We start from the raw sequence: 18,316 nt of genomic DNA on the forward strand, positions 1-18,316 counted from the left end.
ACTTACCTTATAAATAATGTATAAATCAAATTTCAGTATAGAAACCCTATATGTGAAATAAAACAGTCTTAGTATCAAAGTACCATATACTAAAACTCTCTAGAAATTCTAACTTTAAATATGTTTAAGTCTAACTTCATTTTAGTTTAATTATATTCAATATCAGAACAAGAAAATAAATTAAATACTATTTACTGAAGCGTTCTAAAACTTAATTCCACATTCGCTTAGTTTAGGCCATTTTTGATCTTTTTCTGAAAAAATCAAGTTTTCTATGTCATCGATAGGCCATTTTATTCCTACTTCAGGGTCATTCCACAATATTCCGCCTTCTGATGTTGGATCATAAAAGTCAGTACACTTATAGCAAAATTCGGCTTCTTCAGATAATACTACAAAACCATGTGCAAAGCCTTCAGGTATATAGAATTGTTTTTTATTTTCTTCACTTAAAGTTACTCCTACCCATTTACCATAGGTTTTTGAACCTTCTCTAAGATCAACTGCAACATCAAAAACTTCTCCCTTTACAACTCTAACAAGCTTACCTTGAGTATGTTTTTTTTGAAAATGAAGTCCTCTTAAAACTCCTTTTCTAGACTTTGACTGATTATCTTGAACAAAAACCATATCAAGACCTGCTTCTTTAAATTCCTCATAGTTATATGTTTCCATGAAATAACCTCTGTTATCTCCAAAAACACCTGTTTCTATTATGTATACTCCATCGATATCTGTTTTTTCAAATTTAAACTTTCCCATTTAAATTCATCTCCAATTTATAATTTTATATTCCATTTTTACAGTAAAATCAGTAACTATTTGCTTTTAGCAAACAATTACTGATTCAATAATCAATTATTTGTTGTTATACATTTTCTTGTAATAATCTTGATATGTACCAGAAGTAACATTTTCCATCCACTCTTTGTTTTGAAGATACCATTTAATAGTTTTAACTATTCCTACCTCGAACTTAGTTTCAGGATACCAATCAAGTTCATCTTTAATTCTTGTTGGATCAATTCCATATCTTCTATCGTGACCTTTTCTATCTTCAACATATTTTATTAAACTTTCATCTACTGTGCTATCAACATTATCATGGATATATTGTATTACAGTTTTAACTATAAATATATTTGTTCTTTCGTTATGTCCACCAACATTGTATACTCTTCCAAGTTCTCCTTCATTTAGTACCATATCAATTGCTTTACAATGGTCTTCCACATAAAGCCAATCTCTTATATTCATTCCATCACCGTATACAGGTAATTCATTTTTATTAAGGCAGTTATTAATTAATAATGGTATTAATTTTTCTGGAAACTGATAAGGTCCATAATTATTAGAACATCTTGTAATATTAATAGGCATTTTAAAAGTATCGAAATAAGCCTTTACAATCATATCTGCACTTGCTTTACTTGCTGAATATGGACTGTGTGGATTTAAAGGTGTTGTTTCAGTGAAAAATCCTTCTTTTCCAAGTGAACCATAAACTTCATCAGTTGATATTTGAAGATATTTTTTACCTGCTTTAAAACCATCTTTAGTCTCCCAATTGTTTTTAGCTATATTCAATAAATTAACAGTACCAAGTACGTTAGTTTGAACAAATATTTCAGGCATCTTGATACTTCTATCAACATGAGATTCTGCAGCAAAATTCACAACATAATCTATATCATAATTTTTAAATATGTCTTCAATTGCTTCTTTATCACATATATCTGCCTGAACAAAAACATAGTTTGGATTTTGTTCACAGCCCTTCAAATTTTCAAGATTACCAGCATAAGTTAATTTATCTACATTTATTATCTTTATGTCATTATACTTGTTAAGCATATAATGTACAAAGTTTGAACCTATAAATCCAGCTCCACCTGTTACCAAATAAGTTTTCATATATTTGTTCTCTCCTTCACAACTTATAAATTACAATTTGTTTTATTCTTGTACTAAATTAAACAGATATTTACCATAGTCTGTCTTATGAAGTGGCTGTGCAAGCTTTTTAACCTGCTCTTTTGAAATATAACCTTTTCTATAAGCTATCTCTTCTATACAAGCAACATATAACCCTTGTCTCGTTTCTATTGCTTCAACAAAATTAGCAGCATCTAAAAGGCCTCTATAAGTTCCTGTATCAAGCCAAGCCATACCTCTTCCAAATAACTCTACTTTTAACTTTCCGCTTTCAAGATAAGCGTTATTAACAGCTGTTATTTCTATTTCTCCCCTATCAGAAGGTTTAACATTTTTAGCTATTTCAACTACATTGTTATCGTAGAAGTAAAGTCCTGGAACAGCATAATTAGATTTTGGATTCTCAGGTTTTTCCTCTATTGATATAACATTATTATTATTATCAAACTCAACTACACCAAAGGCTCTAGGATTGCTTACATGATATCCAAAAATTGTAGCTCCTTCTTCTCTTGATGCAGCATTTTGAAGTCTCTCAGAAAATCCATAACCATGAAATATATTATCTCCAAGTACAAGAGAAACTCTATCGTTTCCTATAAACTTTTCTCCTACTATGAAAGCATCTGCCAATCCTCTTGGCTTATCTTGAACCGCATACTGAATCTCTAATCCAACATGACTTCCATCTCCTAAAAGTTCTTTATAAGCATTTACGTCTCTTGGAGTTGATATTATTAAAACTTCTCTTATTCCAGAAAGCATAAGTACTGATAAAGGATAATATATCATTGGTTTATCATAAATTGGAAGCAACTGTTTTGATGTTGCCATAGTTATAGGATAGAGTCTTGTCCCAGATCCTCCAGCTAAAATTATACCTTTCATTAATAAGTAACCTCCTTGATTTATCTTAATATATGTCCATATATAGTATTTTCGGCATTGCAGAATTCATTATACTATATAATTTTTTTATTGTCTAATTTAAATTAAAAGCTTTGAATTGTTTCCTTTATACCTAGCTTTAAATCGTATTTAGGCTTCCATCCGCATGCATTATATATTTTATCATAAGACATATAACTTTCAAAGATATCTCCTGCTCTCTCACCCTTATGCATTATTTCCACTTCTTTTCCATAAGCTTCACACATTAGCTTAGCTAAATCATTTATGGTTGTTTTAGTATTTGTAGAAACATTATATATGTCATTATCTAATGAATTTAAAGCGAGAATATTAGCTTCTGTTACATCTTTTACATATACAAAATCTCTTATTTGATTTCCGTTTCCATATATGCAAAGAGGTTCACCCTTTGTAAGTTTCTCCGCAAAAATTGAAACTACTCCACCTTCTCCACTACTATCTTGTCCCGGTCCATAAACATTTGAATACCTTAACACTGTATAATTAATATTGTAAAGCTTTTTATATACATTTAGATAGTGTTCTACCGTATGCTTTGAAACACCATAGGAAGATATCATATTAAGTGGATGTTTTTCATCTATTGGAAGATACTTAGGTTCTCCGAAGATAGCAGCAGATGCTGGATAGATTACTTTTCTTACTGCATACTTTCTGCACATCTCAAGTATATTTATGCTACCTAAAACATTTACCTTAGCATCATACAATGGATCTTTTACAGAATCTGCAACACTTATTTGGGCTGCATTATGTATAACAACTTCAGGTCTTTCTATTTTAAATGCATTTTCTATTTCAGCTTCTGATATATCATATTTGTATATATTGACTTCATCTGGCAAATTGCTCGAATTTCCATGTACCATATTATCTATAACTGAAACTTTATGACCATGTTCTAGTAGCGATTTAACCACATGTGATCCTATAAATCCAGCACCACCTGTTACTAATATATTCATTTTAGTTCTCCTTCTCCATTTAAGAATTCTATTTACTCTTTTTGTTTAATTCGTCATATAAAGATTTAAAATTAGGATTATCTTTTATAGTAAATAAATAGTTCATAAATGGTTTTTTAAGCTCTTCTCTCTTTAATGCATACTCAACTGTAGCTTGAAGGAAACCTAATTTATCTCCAACATCATATCGTCTTCCTGAGAATACATAAGCGTACATTGCTTCTGTTTTCATAAGTGTTTTAAGTGCATCTGTAAGTTGAATTTCATCACCCTTACCTGGTTTAGTGTTATCTAATATATCAAATATAGATGGAGTTATTATGTATCTTCCTAGTATAGCTAAATCGGAAGGTGCTTCTTCTTGTTTTGGCTTTTCAACCAAATCCTTTACCTTATAAACTCCATCTTCTATATGCATGCCATTTACTATACCATATTTTGACACCTCTGAATTAGGCACCCTTTGAACTCCTAATATGGAAGTTTTATACTCATTATAACAATTTATAAGTTGCTTTAAGCATGGTACCTTTGCATTTACTACATCATCACCTAATAAAACTGCAAATGGTTCATTACCTACAAAAGTTCTAGCACAATTAATTGCATGTCCAAGGCCTCTTGGTTCCTTCTGACGTATATAGTATATATTAGCTAAATTAGATATATCTTTTACAACCTTAAGAAGTTCTTTTTTGTTATGACTCTCAAGTTCACTTTCAAGTTCAAATGATTTATCAAAATGATCCTCTATAGCTCTTTTGTTTCTTCCTGTAATAACAAGTATTTCTTCTATTCCTGATTGTACTGCTTCTTCAATTATATACTGTATTGTAGGCTTATCAACTATAGGAAGCATTTCCTTAGGTTGTGCCTTAGTTGCTGGTAAAAATCTTGTTCCTAACCCCGCTGCTGGTATTATAGCTTTTTTAACTCTCATTGATAAAAAACTCCTCTCTCTTGCTACCACGATTAAATATCACCTCTAAATTATTGTTGAAACCCAATTAATATTAACATTATTTATATTATACTACTTTTCTAGAGAATTTCCTAATTTTAAAACAATTTCATCCTCAGGATTTAATTTTTTTGCTATTTCATAGTGTAATTTAGCCTGATTTAAGTCACCCTTGTTCATATAACATATAATAAGGTTAGTGCATATTTCTATAGATTTAGTGACCTCAAAGGCCTTTCTTAAGTAGCTTATTGCATTATCCATATCGCCTAATGCAGCATAATTTATGCCCATCTCATTAAAAACTTCTACCATATTACTATCCAATGACATAGATTCGTTTAGATAATAAATTGCCTTTTCATGATTACAAAGAATCCTATAAGTAACACCTATATAGTATAAAAGCACGGCATCATCTTGAAACTCATCTAAAAGCTTTATAAATATTTTTAGAGCTTCTTTAGGATTTTCACTCATAATTTCTTTAGCATTTTCATAATTTCTTATGTCTTGAAGCGTGTGCTTTAATCTTAAAGTATCCTCATTTTCTTCTCCACCATTTTCTGTATAGGTATTTATTGCATACCATGCTCCCTCATAATCTTTATTTTCATTCTTTATTATGGCCTCATAAAAATAAGGCTTTATATATCCTTTAAGCTCTTTTGCTTTTTCTATGATTTTCAGCTCTTCCTCTTTAAATTCCGGCTTTTTTTCTCTTATAGCTTCGCTAATCATCATGATCTTGTCGTAATTTTCTTCATTTTTTTCTACCGTAACTAATCCTTTGAGAAGTATGTACGCATCCTCATAATTATTTTCTTTAACTTCAGTATATATAATCTCTTTTATATATTGTGTTGTAGTTTTCAAATTTTTATTCATAAGTTCACTATATATAGCATTAAACTTAAAGTTTTCATCTCCACCCAACACATAAAACATACCTTCTACAAAAAATGATAAAGGTATATTTTCAAATTTATTTCCTTCTTTAACTTTATCTATAAGCCTTTTAGGCCTTATTGGCGAATATATATTTTCCTTTACCTTAACATTAAAAATGGATTCTACACTTTCTTTTTTAAGCTCAAGAAAAATTAATTTGGCCACCTTATCCTTAAATTCTTGCTGTATACTCATATTTCCACCACCATTTGAACATGAAAATGGAAGGCAGTATACACCTTCCACTCCATTTATAGAATAACTTTATTATTTGCAAGCCTGGTTAATGATATCCATAACATCATTGTTAAATTTATTCATTCTAGCTTCAGAATCCTCTTTATTTGTACCTGCTACTGCTAGATAAACTTTCATCTTAGGCTCAGTTCCAGATGGCCTTACAACAAACCAAGAACCATCTTCTAAAATAAATCTAAGTACGTTAGACTTAGGGAGCTCAATCTTCTTTTCTTCATTTTTAGGTATATCCTTCTCTACACTACTCTTATAATCAAACTTTTTGACTATTTTTACTCCTGCTACGTTATCTGACATATTCTCTCTTAAGTAATTTAAGGCTTTTTGTATTTTTTCCTGACCCTCTTTACCTTGAAGCTCTATAGATACTAATTTCTCCTTATAGAAACCGTATTTCTCATATAATTCATTAAGAGCATCATCGAGACTTAGTCCTTTATTCTTATAGTACAATGCCATTTCACATACCAATGTAGCTGCAACAACAGCATCTTTATCCCTTACAAAAGTACCTGCAAGGCATCCATAGCTTTCCTCGAAACCAAACAAATAAGTATTTGAATTAGTTTCTTCAAATTCCTTAATTTTTTCTCCTATATATTTAAAGCCAGTTAAAACATCTATAAGCTTCATGTCATAATCCTCTGTAATCTTACGTGTCATTTCAGAGGTTACTATAGTTTTTATTACTGCACCATTAGCTGGTAGCTTACCAGTATCTTTAAGAGATGAGATTATATAGTGAGTTAAAAGAACTCCTGTTTGATTTCCCGTAAGCACTTTATATTCTCCACTCTTATTCTTAACTAAAACACCTATCCTATCGCAATCAGGATCAGTTCCAAATATAACATCTGGATCTACTTTTTTTGCTAACTCAAGAGCTATATTAAATACTGAAGGCTGCTCTGGGTTAGGATATGGAGCTGTTGGGAAATTACCATCTGGCTTTTCCTGTTCCTTAACCACTGTTAGGTTTTCGTAGCCTAATTCCTTTAACACTCTTCTTACTGGAATATTTCCAGAACCATGAATAGGTGTATATATTATTTTTAAATCTTTTGCGCTTTCCTTAACCATATCTTTTCTTATTGTTAAATCTTTAACCTTATCTATGTAAACCTTATCCACTTCTTCTCCGATGATATCAAGAATTCCATCCTTCTCAGCTTTCTTTATATCTATAAGCTTTACACCTGAAAAATCTTCTGTTTTTTCTATAAAATCTAAAACCTCAGCTGCAGCATTATCTGTAAGCTGATTTCCGTCCTCGTTATAAACCTTATATCCATTATATTGTTTTGGATTGTGAGACGCAGTTATTACTATTCCTGCTTTGCAATTTAAATGTCTTACAGTAAAAGAAAGCATAGGTGTAGGTCTAAGTGAATCAAATAAATAAGTTTTTATACCATTTGCACATAAAACACTTGCTGCTCTTTCTGCGAACTCTCTAGACATTATTCTAGAATCATGTGCTATGGCTATAGACGCATTATTATAGTTTTTATTAAGGTAATCTGCAAGCCCTTGAGTGGCTTTGCCAACAGTGTATATATTTATTCTATTACTTCCTGCTGCAATCACTCCTCTAAGTCCACCCGTTCCAAATTCCAGGTCCTTATAAAATCTATCTTCTATTTCCTTTTCATCCTTTATTGCTTCTAATTCCTTCTTAGTTTCAACATCAACATATTCAGAATCTAACCATGCTTTAAATTTTTCTTTGTATGACATGTACGACACCCCCTAAAATTTTGGTTATAAATATTATACTATAAAACAAAGGAAATTAAAACTTGACTTACTGTTTAAATGTAAACTTAATATTAATTTCCATAGTATAATTTTAGTTTTAATGAAATAAATTATAGTATTCACCATAAAAGACAATCTTATACACTATAAAATCATATTAAAATTTACCACATTTATTAACCTGTTTTTAATCATATAAATTTAGAATTTATTATTGCATTTAAAACCATACTAAACTATAATTAGTATGTTTTTAAACAAGCATAAAATTACATTTTAATACTGAGAAAGAGGGTGCCATAGCAGGTTGTATAAATTAAATCAAAATGAAACACCACTTTTTAACGCTTTGATGGAATATGTAAATAGAGATACTATTCCCTTTCACGTACCAGGACATAAAAAAGGTAATGGAATTGATAAGGAATTCAAAAACTTTATCGGTGAGAACCCTTTTAAAATTGATGTAACTGTATTCAAATTGGTAGACAGCTTACACCACCCTACAGGTCCTATAAAAAAGGCTCAAGAATTAGCTGCTGATGCCTACGGTTCCAAGGCTGCTTTTTATTCTGTAAACGGAACTTCTGGAGCTATACAAGGTATGATTCTATCTGTAGTAGGTGATGGAGATAAAATAATAGTGCCTAGAAACGTTCATAAATCTGTAACTGCCGGAATCATTCTAAGTGGTGCTGTACCTGTATATATGCATCCAGAAGTCGATAGAAGAGTTGGAATAGCCCATGGTGTATCTCCAGAAACTGTTGGAGAAACTCTTAAAAATAATCCTGATGCAAAGGCTGTACTTCTTATAAATCCTACATATTACGGAGTATCTACAGATATAAAAAAAATAGCTGATATAGTTCACAGCTATGATATACCTCTCATCGTTGATGAGGCTCATGGACCTCATTTGAGTTTTAATGATAGACTTCCTGTATCAGCTTTGAAAGCCGGAGCAGATATGTGTGCTCAAAGTACACATAAAATAATAGGTGCTCTTACTCAAATGTCTCTTCTACATGTAAACTCAGATAGAATAGATATGAACAGAGTTCAGCAAATAATGAATCTACTTCAAACCACATCACCATCCTACATATTGATGGCTTCTATGGATTGCGCTAGACGACAAATAGCTCTTCACGGAAAGGAACTATTAGATGGCACAATAGATTTATGCAATTATGCAAGGCGTGAAATAAATAAAATACCTGGCTTCTATTGCTTTGGTGAAGAAGTTTTAGGGAAACCCGGATCATATGCTTTCGATCCAACTAAGCTTACAATTACCTGCACTGATTTAGGAATAACAGGTTATGATCTTGATATGCTTTTAGCCAATGATTACCACATACAAGTGGAGCTTTCTGATTTATATAATGTACTTGCTGTGGGTTCTTTTGGTGATACAAAAGAGAATATTGATGCTTTAATTAATGCTTTAAGACAAATAAGCAAAAGTATTTCTTCAACTGTTAAAAATAAGAAGAATTCATTTATCGATATTCCCGATGTACCCGAGAGAATACTTTCACCTAGAGATGCATTTAATGGTGCAAAGGAATCCATGCTAATTAAAGACAGCGTAGGTAAAACAAGCGGAGAATTTTTAATGGCTTATCCGCCAGGCATACCTGTACTATGTCCAGGAGAAATTATAACCCAGGAAATAATTGACTACGTCAGCGACTTAAAAGCTGCTGGTCTATATGTTCAAGGAACAGAAGATCCTGATGTAAATTATATAAAGGTACTAAAATAAATGAAAATAGAGGTTTGCTAAATGCATTCCTCTATTTTCATATTAATCTAATTCTGTCATAACTTCTATTCCATTTTGCCTTAAAATCTCTGCTGTAACACCATTACCATCTATTATATTTTCTTTAAAGTTTCCATCATATATTTTCCCTAAACCACAGGAAGGGCTTTTAGCCTTTAAAATCGCTTTACTACAATTAAAAATTTTAGCTAATTTAAGAGTTTCTTCTGCCCCTAAAAGAAAATACTTAGTTACATCATTACCTTCTTTATCAATAACTCTAGCCCTTTTTTCTAAAACATCTTTTCCTGTTCCGTTAACAATCTCAGCCGGATTTCTAGGCGTTGTCATTCCTCCAAGCTGTTCAGGACACACTGGAATGACTTTTTTATCTCCGCACAATTCTTTAACTTTTTTACTAAAATTATTAAGTCCACTATACTTGCAATTCACTCCCAAAAGACATGCTGAAACAATAATAGTATCTTCTTTCATTTTTTCTCCTCACTTCAATTCAACAACAGTAACTCCTGTACCGCCTTCTCCAAAATTTCCAAGCCTATAACTTTTAACATGTGAATTCTTTTTAAGCATTGTATTTATAGCGTTTCTTAAGACTCCTGTGCCTTTCCCATGAATTACTGTAACAGACCCCAATCCTGCCATATATGCTTCATCTAAGTATATGTCCGTTTTATATATAGCTTCTTCGGAATCAAGCCCTCTTAAATCAATAGATTGAGCAACTGATTTTAAATTAAGCCTTGCTTCTCTCTTCTTAACAGCCTTTTCTTTTTTGGATATTGGGTTATTATTGGTTTTCCTTAAATCTTTAAGTTTAACATTTATCTTCATTATACCAGCTTGAATTCCGACTTCTCCTTTACTGTCCTGAGTAGATATTACAATTCCCTTCATATTAAGAGATGGTATAAATACCTCCTCTCCTTCCTTAACTGACTTAAGCGCCTCTCCTTGATCCCTCTCACTTATGTTCAAGCTTTCCTCTGCATTGTTAAGCTTTTCCTTTAATTTCTGTCTGCTTTCTTGAAGTCTCTGCCTTGCTTCAGAAGAATACCCAAGTCTCTCCATTTCCCTCATGTCTTTTAAAATCTTGTCTGCTTCTGACTTAGCTTCTTCTATTATTTTTTTTGCTTCACGTCTTCCTTCATGCAGTGCTTTCTCTCTAGTTTCAGTAATAGATGATACCTTTTCTTCATATTTTTCTTTGAATTTTTCTGCTTGTTCCTTTAAAAATTCTGCTTTTCTCAAATTTTCTTCCGCCTTTACGCTTCGTGTTTGAAGGTTTTGAATCAAATCCTCAAACTCAAGCGTATCCTTAGATATACCTTTTCTTGCTTCTTCAATTATATAATCAGATAACCCAAGTCTCTTTGAAATCTCAAAAGCATTTGATTTTCCAGGAATTCCTATTAAAAGCCTATATGTAGGTCTTAAAGTCTCTACATCAAATTCAACTGAAGCATTTTCAACATTTTCAGTTTTCAGCGCGTATGCCTTAAGTTCACTGTAATGTGTTGTAGCAACTATCTTTGTTCCCCTTTTCCTCAAAGCCTCAAGTATAGAGATAGCTAGTGCTGCTCCTTCTGTAGGGTCAGTTCCCGCTCCCAACTCATCAAATAAAACCAAAGAATCTTCATCTGCATCATCAATTATTCTAACAATATTCGTCATATGTGAAGAAAAAGTAGAAAGACTTTGTTCTATACTCTGCTCATCTCCAATATCAGCGTATACCTCTTTAAAAAAGCTTATAGTTGAGTTTTCCCTTGCTGGTATCATAAGACCGCTCATTGCCATAACTTCAAGAAGTCCTGTAGTTTTAAGAGTTACAGTTTTACCTCCCGTATTCGGTCCCGTTATTACTAATGAAGTGAATTCTCTCCCCATATATATATTCAGAGGCACTACCTTAGCTGGATCTATTAATGGGTGCCTTCCCATAACTATATCAATTACTCCTTTATCATTTACATGAGGAGCTGTTGCGTTTATGGAACTAGCGTACTTGGCTTTTGCAAATATAAAATCTAATTCTGTTACTATTTTTTCATTATTCTTAACAGCAACTATGCTTTTATATATTAGGGCCGATAATTCTCTAAGGATTCTCTCTATCTCTGCCTTTTCCTTTAGCATAAGTTCCTTTATTTCATTATTTAAATTAACAAGTCCCATAGGTTCTATAAAAAGTGTAGCTCCCGTAGAACTCTGATCATGAACAAGTCCTGGTACTTGAGCTTTATATTCAGCTTTTACTGGAATAACATATCTTTCCCCTCTTATAGTGTATAAGTTCTCCTGAAGATATTTTGAATAACTCCTCATCATTGCATTAACTTTATCTTTTATGGATGCATTTTTGTCCTTAAGACTTCTTCTTATGCTATAAAGTGCAGTACTGGCTTTGTCAGATATTTCTTCTTCACCTATTATCGCATTAAAAATATTATCCTCTATATTTTTTAGTGGTATTATTCCACTGCATATATCTTCAATTATTCTATAGCTTTCTTCTTCCTCTTTATGGCTTATGTACTCTTTAAATTTTCTAGCACATCTAAGCATGCTTCCTACCTTTAATAGCTGCCCTGGTGCCAAAGAGAATCCCTTTTCAGCCATACTGACTGCCTCTGTTACATCATATGCTCCCTCAAATGGAGGTGCACCTTTTTTCATCAACAATTCAAATGCCTCTTTAGTTTCTTCTATGTGTTCTTTAACTTCATATAAACTACCATAAGGCTCAAGTTCATCTATAAGCTTTTTTGCTGCACTAGTACTTATATATTTCTTAATTCCATCCTTTATCTTAAAATATTCAAGTACTCTAAGTGATTTCTCGTTCACCTTATTCAACTCCTCTTTTATAACTTCCTCTTGTAAAACCACTGAATTCTCCATCAATCTTACCATTTTTCATCCATGAAAGAACTCTTTTAACACTTTCTCTATTTTCATCAATAAAATCTATTCTATAAGAATTCACGCCTAAATTCTTTATTTCATCTAAATTGCCTATAAGATTTAATGGTAATGGATTATATATATGACTTCTGCAATATTTGTCTGTTACCACATCAAAAGATACTCCCATCTTATCTTTAAGTACAAAGTCTGATTTCATGCATGTACCTTGGCAATTGCTTTTAGAAGATTTACCTCCAAAAACACTTCCTATAGGACAATACTCACTTACCATTGCTTCTATTTTACCATATATAAGCATTTGGGTATCCATGCATTTACATTTATTCAATGCCTTTATTTCATTTTTACTTAACTCTGTGCTAATGCAAAAACCATCTAGATCTTCCTTATAAAACTCTAATGCTTCGCTATTAAATATATTTCCTTTATAGTCTCCTATTATATTAACTAGACCTTTATATTTATTTATTATTCCTGCATTAACCGTTACTATGCCTTTAATGTTTTCTATATTTTCATCTATTTTATTGCATATATCGTTAAACTCTTCTTTAATTACATTAGGAACCTTAATATAAACATCCTTAAGTTCCTTAAGCTTCAAGTCACATTTTCTTTTAAATAAGTCAACTATTATGTTCTTAAATCCCTCTTCTTTAACTGCAAGATACTGCTCCTTATTCGAAACTAAAACCATGATCTCTGGGATTTTAACTTCTGACCTCTTAGAAATCTTTATTCCTTCAAACTTTAAATTAGCTTCTCTTTTATAGCTTTTCTGAATACTATTTTGAAATTTTTCTAGAACTTCTCTCCTTATTGAATTCAAAGCAGATATCGGTATATATCCTTCATCAAAGCAGGTAAACTCTATGTTTCTGACCTCAAAAGGAGTACCTCCTGTTTTCCTTAAATGTTCCTCTACTTTTTCTCTCTTTACAGGACTTTTTTCAGCCTTGCAAACCATATCCCCTAAAACTTGTATACTAATAGCCCTATTTTTTTCATTTGCCCCTAAATCATTTACTCTTGAAAAACTTGCAGTAATCTTAAATGGCTCTCCGATTTTAAATTCAATTTCTAAATCTAAATATACTTTTCTCTTAAAATCCTTTTTATAACTTTCCTCAATTTCACGAGTAAGCTTTAAATCAAGAGTCTTGTATATATAATCTCCAGACTTGTAAAAGCGAGGAAATATTTTCACCTTTTCTCCTGGCTTAGCCTCTTTAACTTCAACCCCATCAAGAAGTATCTTTGACACAACAGTACCCTTGACATCATTTCTAACTCCATCCTTTAAGTTTAAACTTTCTTTAAGAACTATACTTCCATCACTTATTACCTTCCCTATAAAAACCCCTGTATTTTTAGGGAATTTATAAGCCATCATATCTTTTCCTGTATTGCCCAAAAGATATGCTCTTGAAAAACCCTCTCTATTAAAAAGCTTTAAAAGCTTTGCTTTCTCTTCTTTATAGTCTCCATTAAGCTTATTATCAATGGCTTTTCTATATGATGAAACAACTCCTCCTGCATATTCAGGCTTTTTCATTCTTCCCTCTATCTTTAAGGAAGAAGTTCCGGTATCAATGAGCCTATCTAAAATATCCACAGTACACATATCCTTGGTACTTAGAAAATATCCTTTTTTACTTTCCAAACTGCTTTTATCAATAAGTGTATAACTTTGTCTACATGGTTGAGCACATCTTCCTCTATTACCACTTCTACCACCTATTATAGAACTCATAAGACACTGTCCAGAATAACATACACATAATGCACCATGAACAAAAACCTCTGTTTCTATATTAAGTTCTTTAGATATGTATTCAATTTCCCTTAAGGACAACTCCCTCGAAAGCACAATTCTTTTAAAGCCTCTTTCTTTATAATACACAGCTCCTAATGCATTGTGAATTGTCATCTGAGTTGATGCATGTATTTCAAAATCAGGAACGTATCTTTTAATAAGTTGCAATATAGCAGTATCTTGAACTATAAGTGCATCTACTCCTATTTTATAAAGAAATTCTATATATCTAATAACTTCTTTTATCTCATCTTGTTTTATAAGCGTATTTACTGTTACGTATAGCCTTACTCCATAATCGTGACAATAATCAACTGCTTTTTCCATAATTTCATCATTAAAATTTTCAGCATAAGCTCTAGCTGAAAACCTACTTCCACCTACATAAACTGCATCAGCACCGTTTTGAACAGCTGCATATATGCTCTCAATACTGCCTGCTGGTGCTAGCAATTCAACCTTATTCATAAGTACCTCCAAAATTATTAAATTTTATATAACTATGATATTATCCACTAATCCTCTTACTATGTATGGTCCTATAACTATTATACATAAAGTATCTATTATTACAAATAAAAGTTATAAGGTAAATTTTATTGCAAAATAATAAGGAGGGTTTCCCCTCCATTTACTTATATTAATTTTTAAATACTAAAAGTTAATCTTTATCTAATTCTCCAATCTCTTCATTTAAGTATTGATGTGAACAATTTTCATCCTCTGGTAAAGCAAAATCCTCTTTTTGAGGTGGATCAAATATATCAAATGGAAATTCAAGATTATTAAAGTATTCACATGGATCTTCAGATATTTCTTCACATACGTCTGGTTTACAGAATCCTGTTGATGGAACAATAAGATTTACCAATCTGAACAATTTAATTATAGTAAATAATCCTATAGTAACATTAACGGCATTAGGTACAGGAGCTGCTTCTCCACTACTTACAACTGGAATAGTATAGCTTAAGGTAGCATCAAGAGGATACCCATTTGCTTCTACTAAAACAAAAGGAGCTGCTTGTAAGTTACTAAAACTGCTGTTAACTAAATCTGTAAATATATTAACCGTCGCTCCAATAGAGCCGAACAAAGTAACCTTTTTGTTGAATATACTACTTGCTGGCACAGTTGCTATAACAGTTCCAACACTATTCCTAAACTGTAATGTATACAAAAACGTGAATTTAAGCTCAATATCATAATACCCTCTTCTGAAAGGATTCTCAGCTTTATTTACTAATATTATACTTCCTATAGAAAAACTATTTGGCACTATAACTACTGCTGCTGCATCGTCTGGTGGGTTAATTGGCTGACCTGTTGCATTATCATATGCTAATTTCTCAATGCAATCCTGCTGCCTACATTGATCATAAACCTTATTAGCTATAATGCATTCTTTTTTAGTCCTTCCATTGGTATCGCTAATAGCCATTGTAATACCTCCCTGTATTGAATTACAAACATGCTCACAACATGACAAATATTTATCTTACATTTATATAATATGAATATCATAAAAAATTGTGCTTATTTTTTATCTACATATTCGTTTAAATACTTTTTCTCAAGGGCTAATATCTTCTCTCTATCCATATTCTTTATCTTTCTTATAGGCGAACCTACATATAGTGAGTACGGTTCAGTTATAGTATTGGCCTTTATTAAACTGTTGGCTCCAACATACGTACCCTCACTTAAAACAGCCCCTGGAAGCACTACACTATTAGCTCCTACAATAGAAAACTTTTTTAATATAACAGGGGCTGAATACACATTCTTAAATTCATCAGGAACAGTAGAATTAGTTAAATATGAATTTGTGTAATCATCTGTACTTGTCAGTACTTTGGTCCCTGTTGCAAGAGCAGAGAAATTTTCCATTATAAGTTCTTCATTTCCTGTTATACTTACAAAACTGGCTATATGAATATTATTTCCTATTTTTACTCTCTTTTTAGCGTTTATAAAAACAAAATCATCTATTATAACATTGTCCCCTATCTCTACATTTTCAGGAAATGTTATTTTAGCTTTTCCATATATAATTACATTCTTTCCTATGCTTTTAAAATTCATAATTAGCCATCTCCTTAATATCACATAAAACTTTTAAGCAGATTTACCCTATGCATCATTTGCTGATCAATATTAAATATATTTAAAAACTTAATTCTTCCCCTCTGGGACAATTCATATAATTTAATAGGATTATTTTTGTAGTATATTATCTTTGATACTGTTTTTCCAATATCTTTATCTAAAATAATAATATCAATTCCATCTATAAAACTTCTATTAAGTTTTAAAAAATCCGTACAAAATACAGCTGTACCACTCATACCGGCCTCAACTGCACAACCTGTTGGAAATCCATCAAACTCTCCAGTACCCCTAAAAAATGGAACTGTAGGAGCTATAACAATATCCATATGAGAGTAGAACTCAGGAAAAAATTCTTTTTGTCTATATCCATAGAAAATTATCCTATCTTTTATATCTGATACATCAATATCACTACTTGAAAAACCACCTACTACGTGAAACCTAAACTGATCTGATATTTTAGAAAGCCTTTTACATATCTCTATAAAACTATCATATCCTTTATCTATCCCTTTGCTTGTGTATTTACCGGCTACAAAACATATATCAAATGTCTGTTTATCTTGAGGATAACATGATTTTATTTTGTAATTTTGAAGAAAATATTTTGAATCATCTACATATCCATAAATATACTCAATTTTATCTGTAGTTGTTATATTATTATCTATAAGATATTTATACGATATTTCTTGAGTTACAATCACTTTTTTGAAAAACTTAGAGGAGCATACCTTTATAAGGTTACTTTTACAATTTAAGTCACTTAGCGAAAATCCACCTCCTGGATAAAGTGTAAATACAAATGGTGTAGCTTCCCTCTCGAAATACTTCAAAAAATAGGAAGCATTGCCTGCAAAAACAGTATAAAATAGAGAGCAATTAAATTGAATGTTATCCGTAAAAAATTTAATTCTGCCCTTAAATTGGGGATAAATTTTAGCATACTGATTGTAGAACGTAGTATAACTTTCATAAGGCATGCTCGAATATATATAACAATTAGGGAACACTGTCATATAATAATTAAATTCCGCTACTCTGAAACCTGTTAAAGGATTAGGAAAATAGTCATCTAAAATAATTAATTTATTATCCATTTTCGTTCACCATTACCAATCTGCGGAGCGCTTGTAAAACTTCTTGCTTATTCTGAGAAAATTCTTTTCTATACTTATACTTAAAAAAACTATCGTATTGATCTATACATTTTGATATCATTTGCAAATTTTCCATTTTAGACTTTCCACTCCACAATCCGGATTTTAAAATTCTATGTGAAGTCATATAATTAGGTATATATCCAATTAATCCAAATTGAGCTACTGCCATGTTAAACATCCAATCATAAACGACCATATCATAAATAGATTCTCTCAGCTTCCTTATGCTGCTTTTTCTATACATACAGCAAGAAAAATTCTGTATAAAATTACTTCTTACAAGTTCCCTTGCACTAAATTTTTTTCTTATATCATTAAATGGATATATGAGGTTATTGATTTTTTCATCACCATAATCTAAGACTATTTTATTAAAAACTAAAGAACAATCTCTATTGCTTTCAAGGAAACTAACTTGCCTCTTAAGCTTTGATTTTTGTATCCAGTAATCATCTCCTTCAAGCACAGCTATATATTCACCTTTACAGTTTTTAAACCCATTTTTATAGTTTAAGGTTATACCGAGGTTTTTATAATTTCTTATAAGATTTAACTTACTGCCCAGTTTACTTTTATATTCTTGAAGTATATTAAAAGTTCTATCGCTCGAACAGTCATCACAGACTACTATCTCATAATTGAAATTAACCTTTTGACTTAAGACACTTTCAAGTGCTTTTTTAATATATTTTTCTTGGTTATAACACACTATAAGCACGCTCACTTTATAATCCATATACA

At 31.3% G+C, this 18,316-nt stretch carries 15 protein-coding genes; 1 reads left to right on the forward strand and 14 read right to left on the reverse strand.

Annotation, left to right across the window (positions count from 1 at the left end):
* Positions 1-204: 204 nt before the first annotated feature.
* From rfbC to CA_RS11980, 7 genes are all read right to left on the reverse strand, one after another.
* Complete coding sequence (gene rfbC / locus CA_RS11950) at positions 205-762, reverse strand: dTDP-4-dehydrorhamnose 3,5-epimerase (protein WP_010965628.1); 558 nt, start codon at positions 760-762, stop codon at positions 205-207.
* Positions 763-858: 96 nt separating this feature from the next.
* Positions 859-1,914 carry a dTDP-glucose 4,6-dehydratase gene (gene rfbB, locus CA_RS11955; RefSeq protein ID WP_010965629.1) on the reverse strand — a complete coding sequence of 352 codons (1,056 nt, stop codon included), beginning with the start codon at positions 1,912-1,914 and terminating at the stop codon, positions 859-861.
* Positions 1,915-1,956: 42 nt separating this feature from the next.
* Positions 1,957-2,823, reverse strand: a complete 867-nt coding sequence (rfbA, locus tag CA_RS11960) for a glucose-1-phosphate thymidylyltransferase RfbA (RefSeq protein WP_010965630.1) — start codon at positions 2,821-2,823, stop codon at positions 1,957-1,959.
* A 104-nt stretch (positions 2,824-2,927) separates the two neighbouring features.
* Complete coding sequence (locus CA_RS11965) at positions 2,928-3,833, reverse strand: NAD-dependent epimerase/dehydratase family protein (RefSeq protein ID WP_010965631.1); 906 nt, start codon at positions 3,831-3,833, stop codon at positions 2,928-2,930.
* Positions 3,834-3,861: 28 nt separating this feature from the next.
* Positions 3,862-4,773, reverse strand: coding sequence for a UTP--glucose-1-phosphate uridylyltransferase GalU (gene galU, locus CA_RS11970; protein ID WP_010965632.1), 912 nt, complete (start codon positions 4,771-4,773; stop codon positions 3,862-3,864).
* Positions 4,774-4,866: 93 nt separating this feature from the next.
* The gene (locus CA_RS11975; RefSeq protein WP_010965633.1) at positions 4,867-5,940 is read right to left on the reverse strand and encodes a tetratricopeptide repeat protein; all 1,074 of its coding nucleotides are present in this window, start codon (positions 5,938-5,940) and stop codon (positions 4,867-4,869) included.
* A 72-nt stretch (positions 5,941-6,012) separates the two neighbouring features.
* Positions 6,013-7,740, reverse strand: coding sequence for a phospho-sugar mutase (locus CA_RS11980; protein WP_010965634.1), 1,728 nt, complete (start codon positions 7,738-7,740; stop codon positions 6,013-6,015).
* A 328-nt stretch (positions 7,741-8,068) separates the two neighbouring features.
* On the opposite strand from CA_RS11980, the gene CA_RS11985 reads away from it, so the two are divergent.
* Positions 8,069-9,532, forward strand: coding sequence for an aminotransferase class I/II-fold pyridoxal phosphate-dependent enzyme (locus CA_RS11985; RefSeq protein ID WP_010965635.1), 1,464 nt, complete (start codon positions 8,069-8,071; stop codon positions 9,530-9,532).
* Between the two features lie 42 nt (positions 9,533-9,574).
* On the opposite strand, the gene CA_RS11990 is transcribed toward CA_RS11985, so the two are convergent.
* The 7 genes from CA_RS11990 to CA_RS12020 all read right to left on the reverse strand — a co-directional run bounded on the left by CA_RS11990 (position 9,575) and on the right by CA_RS12020 (position 18,311).
* The gene (locus CA_RS11990) at positions 9,575-10,027 is read right to left on the reverse strand and encodes a DUF523 domain-containing protein (RefSeq protein WP_010965636.1); all 453 of its coding nucleotides are present in this window, start codon (positions 10,025-10,027) and stop codon (positions 9,575-9,577) included.
* A 9-nt stretch (positions 10,028-10,036) separates the two neighbouring features.
* Positions 10,037-12,403, reverse strand: a complete 2,367-nt coding sequence (locus tag CA_RS11995; RefSeq protein WP_010965637.1) for an endonuclease MutS2 — start codon at positions 12,401-12,403, stop codon at positions 10,037-10,039.
* A 1-nt stretch (position 12,404) separates the two neighbouring features.
* On the reverse strand, positions 12,405-14,768 hold the full coding sequence (locus CA_RS12000) for a U32 family peptidase (RefSeq protein ID WP_010965638.1): 2,364 nt from the start codon (positions 14,766-14,768) through the stop codon (positions 12,405-12,407).
* 193 nt (positions 14,769-14,961) lie between these two features.
* A complete protein-coding gene (locus CA_RS12005; protein WP_010965639.1) occupies positions 14,962-15,741 on the reverse strand; it encodes a hypothetical protein in 780 nt (259 codons plus the stop codon).
* A gap of 95 nt (positions 15,742-15,836) precedes the next feature.
* Complete coding sequence (locus tag CA_RS12010; protein ID WP_010965640.1) at positions 15,837-16,385, reverse strand: acyltransferase; 549 nt, start codon at positions 16,383-16,385, stop codon at positions 15,837-15,839.
* Between the two features lie 20 nt (positions 16,386-16,405).
* On the reverse strand, positions 16,406-17,512 hold the full coding sequence (locus tag CA_RS12015; RefSeq protein ID WP_010965641.1) for a glycosyltransferase: 1,107 nt from the start codon (positions 17,510-17,512) through the stop codon (positions 16,406-16,408).
* Complete coding sequence (locus CA_RS12020; RefSeq protein ID WP_010965642.1) at positions 17,505-18,311, reverse strand: glycosyltransferase family 2 protein; 807 nt, start codon at positions 18,309-18,311, stop codon at positions 17,505-17,507. Before CA_RS12020 ends, CA_RS12015 begins: the two co-directional genes overlap by 8 nt.
* Between the last annotated feature and the right edge of the window lie 5 nt (positions 18,312-18,316).

This window comes from Clostridium acetobutylicum ATCC 824, assembly GCF_000008765.1.
Lineage (GTDB): Bacteria > Bacillota > Clostridia > Clostridiales > Clostridiaceae > Clostridium_S > Clostridium_S acetobutylicum.